At 73.6% G+C, this 11,457-nt stretch carries 13 protein-coding genes; 4 read left to right on the forward strand and 9 right to left on the reverse strand.

From position 1 onward, the window contains the following. Nucleotides 1-7 precede the first annotated feature (7 nt). From ABTZ58_RS14600 to ABTZ58_RS14615, 4 genes are read left to right on the forward strand one after another with little or no spacing between them, the layout of a single operon-like run. Complete coding sequence (locus tag ABTZ58_RS14600) at nucleotides 8-1,177, forward strand: ADP-ribosylglycohydrolase family protein (protein WP_351355322.1); 1,170 nt, start codon at nucleotides 8-10, stop codon at nucleotides 1,175-1,177. Beyond that, nucleotides 1,165-2,526: an ADP-ribosylglycohydrolase family protein gene (locus ABTZ58_RS14605; RefSeq protein ID WP_351355325.1), complete on the forward strand. Its 1,362-nt coding sequence runs from the start codon at nucleotides 1,165-1,167 to the stop codon at nucleotides 2,524-2,526. The genes ABTZ58_RS14600 and ABTZ58_RS14605 overlap by 13 nt, the downstream gene beginning before the upstream one ends. Beyond that, entirely contained in the window at nucleotides 2,523-3,722 is a 1,200-nt protein-coding gene (locus ABTZ58_RS14610) for a CaiB/BaiF CoA transferase family protein (protein ID WP_351355327.1), read from the forward strand. Before ABTZ58_RS14605 ends, ABTZ58_RS14610 begins: the two co-directional genes overlap by 4 nt. Then, the gene (locus ABTZ58_RS14615; RefSeq protein WP_351355330.1) at nucleotides 3,719-4,534 is read left to right on the forward strand and encodes an HpcH/HpaI aldolase/citrate lyase family protein; all 816 of its coding nucleotides are present in this window, start codon (nucleotides 3,719-3,721) and stop codon (nucleotides 4,532-4,534) included. The genes ABTZ58_RS14610 and ABTZ58_RS14615 overlap by 4 nt, the downstream gene beginning before the upstream one ends. A 61-nt stretch (nucleotides 4,535-4,595) precedes the next feature. Here ABTZ58_RS14615 and lgt read toward each other — a convergent pair whose 3' ends face one another. The 9 genes from lgt to ABTZ58_RS14660 all read right to left on the reverse strand — a co-directional run bounded on the left by lgt (nucleotide 4,596) and on the right by ABTZ58_RS14660 (nucleotide 11,428). Beyond that, nucleotides 4,596-5,585 carry a prolipoprotein diacylglyceryl transferase gene (lgt, locus tag ABTZ58_RS14620; RefSeq protein WP_351355333.1) on the reverse strand — a complete coding sequence of 330 codons (990 nt, stop codon included), beginning with the start codon at nucleotides 5,583-5,585 and terminating at the stop codon, nucleotides 4,596-4,598. 84 nt (nucleotides 5,586-5,669) lie between these two features. Continuing rightward, complete coding sequence (locus ABTZ58_RS14625) at nucleotides 5,670-6,446, reverse strand: DsbA family protein (protein WP_351355336.1); 777 nt, start codon at nucleotides 6,444-6,446, stop codon at nucleotides 5,670-5,672. An 86-nt stretch (nucleotides 6,447-6,532) separates the two neighbouring features. Continuing rightward, the gene (gene trpA, locus ABTZ58_RS14630) at nucleotides 6,533-7,351 is read right to left on the reverse strand and encodes a tryptophan synthase subunit alpha (RefSeq protein WP_351355339.1); all 819 of its coding nucleotides are present in this window, start codon (nucleotides 7,349-7,351) and stop codon (nucleotides 6,533-6,535) included. Further along, on the reverse strand, nucleotides 7,348-8,631 hold the full coding sequence (trpB, locus tag ABTZ58_RS14635) for a tryptophan synthase subunit beta (RefSeq protein ID WP_351355342.1): 1,284 nt from the start codon (nucleotides 8,629-8,631) through the stop codon (nucleotides 7,348-7,350). Before trpB ends, trpA begins: the two co-directional genes overlap by 4 nt. Nucleotides 8,632-8,766: 135 nt before the next feature. Next, complete coding sequence (trpM, locus tag ABTZ58_RS14640) at nucleotides 8,767-8,934, reverse strand: tryptophan biosynthesis modulator TrpM (protein ID WP_309094002.1); 168 nt, start codon at nucleotides 8,932-8,934, stop codon at nucleotides 8,767-8,769. Between the two features lie 21 nt (nucleotides 8,935-8,955). Beyond that, entirely contained in the window at nucleotides 8,956-9,765 is an 810-nt protein-coding gene (gene trpC, locus ABTZ58_RS14645) for an indole-3-glycerol phosphate synthase TrpC (RefSeq protein WP_309094003.1), read from the reverse strand. 140 nt (nucleotides 9,766-9,905) lie between these two features. Next, the gene (locus ABTZ58_RS14650) at nucleotides 9,906-10,340 is read right to left on the reverse strand and encodes a DUF2752 domain-containing protein (RefSeq protein ID WP_351355347.1); all 435 of its coding nucleotides are present in this window, start codon (nucleotides 10,338-10,340) and stop codon (nucleotides 9,906-9,908) included. Nucleotides 10,341-10,424: 84 nt separating this feature from the next. After that, a complete protein-coding gene (locus ABTZ58_RS14655) occupies nucleotides 10,425-10,676 on the reverse strand; it encodes an HGxxPAAW family protein (RefSeq protein ID WP_351355350.1) in 252 nt (83 codons plus the stop codon). A gap of 110 nt (nucleotides 10,677-10,786) precedes the next feature. Beyond that, on the reverse strand, nucleotides 10,787-11,428 hold the full coding sequence (locus ABTZ58_RS14660; protein ID WP_351355353.1) for a TIGR02234 family membrane protein: 642 nt from the start codon (nucleotides 11,426-11,428) through the stop codon (nucleotides 10,787-10,789). Between the last annotated feature and the right edge of the window lie 29 nt (nucleotides 11,429-11,457).

Genomic DNA, 11,457 nt, shown 5'->3' on the forward strand with positions numbered 1-11,457 from the left:
TGCGGCCATGAAGCCCACATCCCATCAAAACGCCACACTGGACGAGCGGATCACCGGCGCCCTGGTCGGCGCGGCCGTCGGCGACGCCCTCGGCGGCCCCGTCGAGGGCTACTCGCCCGAGCAGATCCTTCAGCGCCACGGCGGCCGCGTCCACGGCATCGTCGGCCCCTGGCACGGCGACGACTGGCGCACGGCCCGCCCTCTCGCCCCGTACCACAAGGGCGACGGCCACGTCACCGACGACACCCTCATGACCCACGCCCTGGTCCGCGTGTACGCCCGGGTCCGCGACCACCTCGACGCCTACGCCGTCGCCGACCACCTGGTCCCCGACCTGATGACCGAGCCCCGCTGGATCCCGGAACTGCAGACCGAGGCACTCCCCCTCCAGCGGATCTTCCTCGCGGAGAAGTGGCTGGTCACGAGGATCCACTACGGCCATGCCGACCCGCGTGAGGCCGGCACCGGCAACATCGTCAACTGCGGTGCGGCGATGTACATGGCCCCGGTCGGCCTGGTCAACGCGGCCGACCCGCGCGCGGCGTACGCCGAGGCCCTGGACGTCGCCGGCGCGCACCAGTCGTCGTACGGCCGTGAGGCGGCGGGCGTCCTGGCGGCGGCGGTGGCCGCGGCCTGCACCCCCGGGGCGACCCCGGACTCGGTCGTCTCGACCTGCCTGGCCCTGGCCAAGGACGGCACACGCACGGCGATCGAACGGGTCTGCGAGGAGGCCTCCCGCCACACGGACTTCGAGTCGGCACTCGGCCCCCTGCGCGACGCGGTCTCCCCCTACGACACGGTCGGCCCCGACTACCGCGCCCCGTCCCTGGGTGCCCGCCGCCCGTCCCGCCTCCACGCGATCGAGGAACTCCCCGTGGCCCTGGGCCTGCTGCTCGTCGCCCGGGGCGACTACCGCCACGCGGTCCTCGGCGCCGTGAACTACGGCCGGGACTGCGACTCCATCGCCACGATGGCGGGCGCCCTGGCGGGAGCCCTGGGCGCGCCGGTCCCGGAGGACTGGGCCAAGACGGTCGCCGAGGCCAGCCGCCTGGACCTGTGGGAACCGGCCGTCACGCTCACCCGGGTGACCCGCGAGATCTTCGCCCGGGACGTCTCCCGCCGCCGCGCTCACGAAGAGGCCTTCGCATCCCTCGGAGGCCGGGAATGCTCCGACTGACCTGGGTCCAGCCGGAGGACCTGCTCGGCCACGAACTCCGCCAGGCGGCCCAGGACGGCCGCGAGCCGAAGGCGATCGCGGCGCGCTGGCGAGCGGCGGGCGGCCCCGAGGCCCCGGCCACCGCGGGCGCCTCCCCCGCCCCCACGTCCCGCTACCTCCGCCAGCTGGCGGAAGACCTCCTGGACGAGCTGGCGGACCTCCCCAGCACGTCGGCCGACGACGAACCGACGGATCTGCGGAAGATCAGGGCCGTCTGCGCCGACTGGCCGGAGCCCCTGCTCACCTCGGCCCCGTCCCACCAGCGCCTCAAAGCCGCCTGGCTCGGCCGGGCCGCCGGCTGCCTGCTGGGCAAACCGGTCGAGAAACTCCCCCTCGAAGGCATCCGCCGCCTGGCCCGGTCCACCGGCAACTGGCCCCTGTCCACCTGGTTCACCGCACGAGGCGTCCCGGACGAGCTGCTCGACGCGCACCCCTGGAACCGCCGCTCGGCGGCCACCTCCCTCGCCGAGAACATCGACGGCATGCCCGAGGACGACGACCTCAACTACCCCCTCCTCGGCCTGATCCTCCTGCAACGCCACGGCAAGGCCTTCACCACCACGGACGTGGCCCGCGTCTGGCTCGACGAACTCCCCGCCGGCCGCACCTTCACCGCCGAACGCGTCGCCTACCGCAACCTCCTCAGCGGCCTGGAGCCCCCGTACACCGCCCGGCACCGCAACCCGTTCCGGGAGTGGATCGGCGCCCTGATCCGCGCCGACGTCCACGGCTGGACCAACCCCGGCGACCCGGCGGCGGCGGCCGGACAGGCCTACCGCGACGCCACCCTCACCCACACGGCCAACGGCGTCTACGCGGCGATGTTCGCGGCGGCCACCATCGCGACGGCCGCGACCGGCACCGCCGACGTCCACACCTGCCTGCGCACCGGCCTCACGGTCGTGCCGCCCCGCTCCCGCCTCGCCCGAGCGGTCCGCCAGGGCATCGAACTGGCCCGCGAGCACGCCGACTTCGACACGGTCGTCGACGAACTCCACGCCACCTACGCCGCCACCCACCACTGGGTGCACGCCGTTCCCAACACCGCGCTGATCGCCGCCGCCCTCACCCACGCCGACGGCGACTTCACCGGCTCCGTCTGCCGCGCGGTGAGCGGCGGTTGGGACACCGACTCCAACGGCGCCACGGCGGGCGGCATCGCCGGCCTGCTGGCCGGGCACCCCGCGGCGATCCCCGACCGCTGGACGGCCCCGCTGAAGAACCGTCTGTCCACCTCCGTCGGCGACTTCAACGGCATCGGCTTCGACACCCTCGCCCACCTCACCCACCGGGAGACCCACCGCTCATGACCGCTCCCCAGCCCGCGCCCCTCACCGGCCTGCGCGTCCTCGACCTCGCCACCCTCTTCGCCGGGCCGATGGCCGCCACCCTGCTCGGTGACTTCGGCGCGGAGGTCGTCAAGATCGAGCACCCGAGGAAGCCGGACCCCTCCCGCGGTCACGGCCCTTCGAAGGACGGCGTCGGCCTGTGGTGGAAGACGCTCGGCCGCAACAAGCGGACCGTCACGCTCGACCTGTCCAGGCCCGGCGGCCGCGCCACCCTGCTGCGCCTCGCCGCCACCGCCGACGTGATCGTCGAGAACTTCCGCCCCGGCACCCTGGAGAAGTGGGACCTCGGCTGGCCGGAACTGTCGGCCGTCAACCCTCGCCTGGTCCTGGCCCGCGTCACCGGCTTCGGCCAGTTCGGTCCCTCCGCGCACCGCCCCGGCTTCGGCACCCTCGCCGAGGCGATGAGCGGCTTCGCCGCGATCACCGGCGAACCGGACGCGCCCCCGACCCTCCCGCCGTTCGGCCTGGCCGACGCCATCGCCGGCCTGACGACGGCCTACGCGGTGATGACGGCGCTCGCCGCCCGGGACCGGACGGGCGAGGGCCAGGTCGTCGACCTGGCCCTGATCGAGCCGATCCTGGCCGTCCTCGGCCCCCAGCCCCTCTGGTACGACCAGCTCGGCCACGTCCAGCCCCGCACCGGCAACCGCTCCCCGAACAACGCCCCGCGCGGCGTCTACCGCACCGCGGACGGCACCTGGGTCGCCGTCTCCACCTCCGCCCAGTCGGTCGCGGAACGCGTGATGCGCCTGGTCGGACGCCCCGAACTGATCGACGAGCCGTGGTTCGCCACCGGCGCCGACCGCGCCCGCCACGCCGACGTCCTGGACGAGGCCGTCGGCTCCTGGATCGCCGAGCGCACCCGCACCGACGTCCTGGCGGCCTTCGAGAAGGCGGAGGCGGCGGTGGCCCCGGTCCAGGACGTCCGGGACGTGATGGCGGACCCGCAGTACCAGGCCCTGAACACCATCACCACCGTCGACGACCCGGAACTGGGCCCGCTGCGCATGCAGAACGTCCTCTTCCGCCTGTCCGCCACGCCCGGCGCGATCCGCTGGGCGGGCCGCCCGCACGGCGCGGACACCGACGAGGTCCTGACCGAACTCGGCCTGACCGGCACCGACCTCGACGAGCTGCGCGCGGAGGGCGTCGTATGACGCCGGCCCCGCCGCTCACCTGGCTCTACGCCCCGGGCGACCGCCCGCACGTGGTGGCGAAGGCCCTCACCTGCGGCGCCGACGTCGTCATCGTCGACCTGGAGGACGCGGTCGCCCCCGACCGCAAGGCCTACGCCCGCGACGCCACCGCCGACCTGCTCGGCCGGACGCCACCGGTCCCGGTCCACGTCCGCGTCAACGCCCTGGACAGCCCCTGGGCCGAACAGGACATCGGCACGCTCGCCGAGGCCCCGGGCCTGTCCGGCCTGCGCCTGCCCAAGGTGACCTCGGCCGCCGGGATCACCCACATCGCCCACCGCACGCCGGCCGCTCTGTACGCCCTGCTGGAGTCGGCCCTCGCCGTGGAACAGGCCTATGCCGTCGCCATGGCGCACCCGAACCTGCGGGGCATCGCGCTCGGCGAGGCCGACCTCCGCGCCGACCTGGGGGTCCGGGACGACACCGGCCTGGACTGGGCTCGCTCCCGGGTGGTCGTGGCCGCCCGGGCGGCTGGGCTGCCCCCGCCGGCGCAGTCGGTCCACGCCGACATCCGCGACCTGGAGGGACTGGCCGCCTCCTGTGCCCGGGGCCGCGCACTGGGTTTCCTCGGCCGCGCGGCGATCCATCCGCGCCAGCTCCCGGTCATCGAGCGGGCCTATCTGCCCAGCGGCGAGGAGATCGAGCAGGCCGAGACGGTCCTCAAGGCGGCGGCGACGCAGCAGGGCGCCCAGGCCCTGCCCGACGGCCGTTTCGTCGACGCGGCGGTGGTGACGGCGGCCCGGCGCACCCTGTCCCTGGCGGGCCGCCGCTGACACGCCGAGGGCGCCCGGTCTGCCCGGGCGCCCTCGGATGCGTCGCTACGACAGCAGGCCGTCAGGCCTTCTTCCCCGACCCGGCCTCGTTCCTGGCGCCGTCGGCCTCGGCCTCGCCTTCGTCCGCGGCCTCGCCCCTGCCGTCCTCGGTCTCCTCACGGCCCTTGCCGTCCTTGCCGTCCTTGTCCAGGTCGACGGCCTTCTCGTCACTGCCGGCGTCACCGCCGGAGGACGCCGCACCCGGCTCCACGACCTCTTCGCGTCCCGGCCGCTTCCTCGCCGACAGCACGAAGTAGGTCACCGCGAGCAGGAACACCAGGATCGCGGTCCAGACGTTCAGCCTCAGGCCCAGGATGTGGTGGGCGTCGTCGACCCGCATGTACTCGATCCACGCCCGGCCCGCGCAGTACGCGGCGACGTACAGCGCGAAGGCCCGGCCGTGCCCGAGGCGGAAGCGGCGGTCGGCCCAGATGACCAGGACCGCGACGCCGATGCACCACAGCGACTCGTACAGGAACGTCGGGTGGTACGTGCCCGGTACCCGCCCGTCCGCCGAGGACGTGATCTCCAGGGCCCACGGCAGATCGGTGGGCTTGCCGTAGAGCTCCTGGTTGAACCAGTTGCCCCAGCGGCCGATGGCCTGCGCGAAGGCGATGCCCGGCGCGACGGCGTCCGCGTACGCGGGCAGCGGGATGCCCCGGCGGCGGCAGCCGATCCAGGCGCCCAGCGCACCGAGCGCGATCGCGCCCCAGATGCCGAGGCCGCCCTCCCAGATCTTGAAGGCGTCCACCCAGTCACGGCCCTCGCTGAAGTACAGCTCGTAGTCCGTGATCACGTGGTAGAGGCGGCCGCCGACCAGGCCGAAGGGGACCGCCCAGACAGCGATGTCGGCCACCGTGCCGGCCCGCCCGCCCCGGGCGATCCAGCGCTTGTTGCCGAGCCAGACCGCGACGAAGACGCCGATGATGATGCAGAACGCGTAGCCGCGCAGCGGAATGGGGCCGAGGTACAGCACCCCGCGCGACGGGCTGGGAATGAAGGCAAGTTCCATGGCAGGGTCGACGCTACCGTGCCGGACCGGGCCCGGGGCAGGCGGCCCGGCTACGGGTCCATAACAGGGACGGGCGCATGCCCCTCACCCCTGGTTCGCCTGCTGCACCATCTGCTTCAGCTTCGCCGGGGTCATCGTCCGGTCCTCGTAGATGTTCTTGCCGTCGAACAGCACGGTCGGCGTGCCCGAGAAGTCGCCCTTGCCGAAGGCCTGGTGGGACCTGGCGACCCACGCGTTGTGCGTGCCGTCCTCGACGCAGGTGCGGAAGGCCGGGGTGTCCAGGCCGTCGACCTTGCCGGCGAGCTCGATCAGCTTGTCGTTGTCCGCGTAGGCGTCGTCGGTCTCCGCGGGCTGGTTGTCGAAGAGCACGTCGTGGTACGCGGGGAACTTGCCGGCGTCCTGGGCGCAGGCGGCGGCGTTGGCCGCGTTGCGCGAGCCCGTGCCGCCCATGTTGCCGTCGATGAGCGTGACCAGGTGGTACTCGGTCTTCAGCCGGCCGGCTTCGGTCAGCTCGTGGATCACCGGCCGGTACGCCGTCTCGAAGGACTTGCAGGCCGGGCAGCGGAAGTCCTCCCACACCGTGAGCGTGGACCTGGCGCTGTCCTTGCCGACCGGGATCGCCAGGCCGTCCTTGCCCTGCGCGCCCGAGGGGGCCACGACCGGGCCCGAGGCCTCGCCGCCGTCGTCCTTGCCGGCGTTGGCCGCGACGACGCCGATCACCGCCGCGAGTCCCAGGACGGCGACGACCGCGCCGCCCACCAGCAGCGCGCGCCGGCGCTTCTCGGCGGACTTGTGCTTCTCACGCTCGACCGCCAGCTTCTCCCGGGCGGTGCGCTTTCCCTCACGGTTCTTCTCGCTCACACCCCGGAAACGAACCGGGGAGGCGCACCGCGCCTCCCCGGCCCCAGGTCCACCCGTACGAGGGACCTGTATGACTTCCGGCTCTCCTACGCCTGTCCGCGCACGCCCTTGGCGAGGTCACCGGCGAGCGCGCGCACGGCCTCGACGCCGGCCGCGTCGTCCGGGGCGTCGAGCATGGCCTTGACGAAGGCCGAGCCGACGATCACGCCGTCGGCGAAGCGGGAGACCTCGGCGGCCTGGGTGGCGTTGGAGACGCCGAGCCCGACGCAGACCGGCAGGCCGGTGCCGGTGGCCCGGGTGCGTTCCACCAGGTCCTGGGCCTGCGAGCTGACGGTGGCGCGGGTGCCGGTGACGCCCATGAGGGAGGCGGCGTAGACGAAGCCGCTGCCCGCCGCGGTGATCCGCGCGAGCCGTTCGTCCTTGCTGCTGGGGGCGACGACGAAGACGGTCGCGAGGCCGTGCTTGTCGGCGTGCTCCCGCCACAGCGCCGACTCCTGCACGGGCAGGTCGGGCAGGATGCAGCCCGCGCCGCCCGCCTCGGCCAGCTCGGCTGTGAACCGCTCGACGCCGTAGCGGTCGATGGGGTTCCAGTACGTCATGACGAGGATGGGCTTGCCGGTGGTGGCGTGCGCCTCGCGGACGGTGCGCATCACGTCGGCGATCTTCACGCCGCCGCGCAGGGCGATGTCGTCGGCGGTCTGGATGACGGGGCCGTCGAGGACGGGGTCGCTGTGCGGCAGGCCCACCTCGACGACGTCGGCGCCGCCGTCGATGACGGCTTTGACCGCCTCGATGCCGCCGTCCACGGTCGGGAAGCCGGCCGGCAGGTAGGCGATGAGGGCCGAGCGCCCCTCGGCCTTGGCCGCGGCGAGGGTGTCGCTCAACAGCTGCAGGTTGCCGCTCACTTGGCGTCCCCCTCGATCTCGGCGGTGCCGGAGGCGTCCTCGGCGACCTCGGCGTCGGTGTCGTACAGGCCGAAGTAGCGGGCGGCGGTGTCCATGTCCTTGTCGCCGCGGCCGGAGAGGTTGACCACGATCAGCCCGTCCTTGCCCAGCTCCTTGCCGACCTCCAGGGCACCGGCCAGCGCGTGGGCGCTCTCGATGGCCGGGATGATGCCCTCGGTGCGCGACAGCAGGCGCAGGGCCTGCATGGCCGCGTCGTCGGTGACCGCGCGGTACTCGCCGCGGCCGGAGTCCTTCAGGTAGGAGTGCTCCGGGCCGATGCCCGGGTAGTCCAGGCCGGCCGAGATGGAGTACGGCTCGGTGATCTGGCCCTCCTCGTCCTGCAGGACGTAGGAGCGGGAGCCGTGCAGGATGCCGGGCTCGCCCGCGGTCAGGGTCGCGGCGTGCTCGCCGGTGTCGACGCCGTGGCCGGCGGGCTCGCAGCCGATGAGGCGGACGTCCTCGTCGGGGATGAAGGCGTGGAAGAGGCCGATGGCGTTGGAGCCGCCGCCGACGCAGGCGATCGCGGCGTCGGGCAGCCGGCCGGCGCGCTCCAGGAGCTGGCGGCGGGCCTCGACGCCGATGACCCGGTGGAAGTCGCGGACCATGGCCGGGAAGGGGTGGGGTCCGGCGACCGTGCCGAAGAGGTAGTGCGTGTGGTCGACGTTGGCGACCCAGTCGCGGAACGCCTCGTTGATGGCGTCCTTCAGGGTGCGGCTGCCGGACTTCACGGCGATGACCTCGGCGCCGAGCATGCGCATGCGGGCCACGTTGAGCGCCTGGCGCTGCGTGTCGATCTCGCCCATGTAGATGGTGCAGTCGAGGCCGAACAGGGCGCAGGCGGTGGCCGTGGCGACGCCGTGCTGGCCGGCGCCGGTCTCGGCGATGACCCGGGTCTTGCCCATGCGCCTGGTGAGCAGGGCCTGACCGAGGACGTTGTTGATCTTGTGGGAGCCGGTGTGGTTGAGGTCTTCCCGCTTCAGGAAGACGCGGGCGCCGCCGGCGTGTTCGGCGAACCGGGGCACCTCGGTCAGCGCCGAGGGACGGCCGGTGTAGTGGGCCAGGAGGTCGTCGAGTTCCTTCGCGAACTCCGGGTCGTGCTTGGCCTTGTCGTACTCGACGGCGACCTCGTCGACGGCGGCGACGAGGGCCTCGGGGATGAACTTGCCGCCGAAGGCCCCGAAGTAGCCTTCGGGGTTCGGCGTCTGTTCCTCGGGGTCGGGGATGAAGAACTGGCTGGGCATGCGGAAACCTTCACGGTGAGTGTGTGGAGATGCACTGATCGCCGTGGGGGCAGGGTTTTGCTGTCGACCGCGGGCCGTGTGTGGCTTGTCGCGCCCGCGCGGCGGCAGCCGCACATCAGATGATGCCCCGCGCCCCTAACGGGCGCGCTGCCATCGCATGCCGTTGACCTGGCCCGGCTCGTCACCGATGACGTACCGGACGCGGCGGCCGTGGACGCGGCGCGCGGGCGCACGGCAGCCGCGGGGGCGGCAGCCGCGCGCGAGGCGGGCGTACCGGTCCACGGTCGTCATGGTGGGATTCATCGGGCCAAGCCTAGCGGGTGGTCAGCCCCGGCCGTGCCGGAGGGCGGGGTGCTCGCCCGCCGCCACCAGGTCGGAGACCGCGGTCCTCGGGTCCTTGCCGGTGACGAGGGACTCGCCGACCAGGACCGCGTCCGCGCCGGCGTTGGCGTAGGCGATGAGGTCGTGCGGGCCGCGGACGCCGGACTCGGCGATCTTGATGATGTGGTCGGGGATCTCCGGGGCCACCCGCTCGAAGGTGTTGCGGTCGACTTCGAGGGTCTTGAGGTTGCGGGCGTTGACGCCGATCACACGGGCGCCGGCGTCGACCGCGCGCTCGACCTCGTCCTCGTCGTGCACCTCGACCAGCGGCGTGAGCCCGATGGACTCGGCCCGCTCGATGAGGGACTCCAGGGCGGGCTGGTCGAGGGCGGCGACGATCAGCAGGGCGACGTCGGCGCCGTAGGCGCGGGCCTCCCACAGCTGGTACGACGTGACGATGAAGTCCTTGCGCAGGACCGGGATGTCCACCCGGGCGCGGACCGCCTCCAGGTCGGCCAGCGAGCCGCCGAAGCGCCGCTGCTCGGTGAGGACGGAGATGACGGCCGCGCCGCCCGCCTCGTAGTCGGCGGCGAGTCCGGCCGGGTCGGCGATGGCGGCCAGCGCGCCCTTGGAGGGGCTGGAGCGCTTGACCTCGCAGATGACCTTGACGCCGTCGCCGCGCAGGGCGGCCGCGCCGTCCTTGGCCGCGGGAGCCTTCGCCGCGCGCTCCTTGAGCTCGTCGAGGCTGACGCGCGCCTGCCGCTCCGCGAGGTCGGCTCGAACTCCGTCGATGATCTCGTCGAGCACACTCACGCGAGCGGCCCCCTTCCAGACTCTTGACAGTTCCGGCGACCAGCCGGAAACCCGATGGTCACTGCGATGGTATCCGCAGCGGGGCGTAGGCCTCGCATCCGGTTGACGCCGGTCCCAGTACCTGGACATTCGCCAGATGATCAAGGGTGCAGCCAGCCACCGAAGGGCAGGTTCCGGACAACGGTGAAGACCAGCAGCAACGCGCCGAGGCTCCACACCAGGCCGGGGCGGGGGTCGATCCGCAGCGGGCGTCCGCGTACGGCGTGGACCACCCATACGGTCCACAGCACGGCGCAGGCCAGATAGCCGAGCACGGCGAGCGCGTTGGCGTGCAGGGCGGCCGGCAGGTCGCCGTGGACGAACGCGTGGGCGCTGCGCAGTCCGCCGCAGCCGGGGCAGTACAGGCCGGTGTGGCGCAGCAGCGGGCAGACGGGGTAGTGGCCGGGTTCGCCCGGGTCCACCGCGCCCACGTAGGCGAAGGCGGCGGCGGCGCCCGCCAGGAGCGCGGCGGGGACGGCCAGGCGTCCCGGGAGCCCTTGCGTCACCCTTCGGCTGTCGGCGTTCACGGTACGCATTGTGCCCCGCTGCGCGCGTGAGGGGCGGTCCCGGCACCCGTGTGCCGGCCGCCCCTCACCCGAGAACGCGTGTTCCGCCGGGGATCAGCCCTCGGCGCGCGCCGGCTCGCGGTCGCCCGTCATCTGGTGCGGCTGGTGCAGATCCTTGGGCTGGCCCAGGCCCATCATCCGCATGATGCCGCCGACGACACCGCCGAGCAGCACGACCACCATGCCGGCCCAGAAACCCACCGGCTGGTCCATCACCATGAAGGCGCCCGCGACGCAGAAACCGATGAAGGCGATGATGACACCGGTCCAGGCGGCCGGGGTGTGACCGTGGCTGCTGCCCGCCATTGCTTGCTCCTCGTTGCTGTGTGCGTGTCTGAGCAGGACGCTCGGGGCCATTGTCCCGCACGCGCGCGTGGACGGTGACCGGGGGTGCTCCCCGGGCTCACCCGGGCGGCTCAGGCCCCGGTCGGGTCCTCGCCCCGGTCGAGCGCCTTCCACAGGTCCTCGGGCCGGTCGGGGTCGGCGGCGGGCGCCCGGCGGCGCGGCTGGGGCGTGCCGCCTCGCTCGTAGCGCCCGGACATCGCGGGCCACAGCCGTCCGTAGCGCAGCGCGAGCAGTCCGGCCAGCAGGAGCAGGACACCGCCGGCGGCCGCGACGTACGGCCAGGCGGTGTGGCTGAGGGCGGCGACGGAGGCGGAGGTGTCGCCGGAGGCCCGGGCGGCCTTCTCGTCCAGCGCGGAGCTGTCGGAGGCGCCGAGCAGGGCGGCGGCGACGGTGCCCGCGCCGGAGAGCGCCAGCAGCCCGGCCACGACGACGCGGCCGGCGCGGCGGACGGCGAACACGGCGACGAGCGCGGCGAGGCCCACTATGGCGAGCGCCGCGGGGACGCCCGTGACGTCGCTGCCGCTGGCGGTCAGCGGGAAGGCGCCGCCGGCCACCGTCGCGGTGCCCTCCGCCCACTGCTGCCGGGTGGCGAGGAGCGCCAGGGCCGCGCCGAGCGCGCCGCACAGCAGCGCGACGGCGAGGCTCAGGCGGCCGGCCCGGGCGGATCCGGCGGCTTGGGAACGGGGGTGAGGTACAGCAGTCACGTACCCCACTATCGCCTGAACCCCGGGCGAACCGTCAC

The organism is Streptomyces sp. NPDC094143 (assembly GCF_040303825.1).
Taxonomy (GTDB): domain Bacteria; phylum Actinomycetota; class Actinomycetes; order Streptomycetales; family Streptomycetaceae; genus Streptomyces.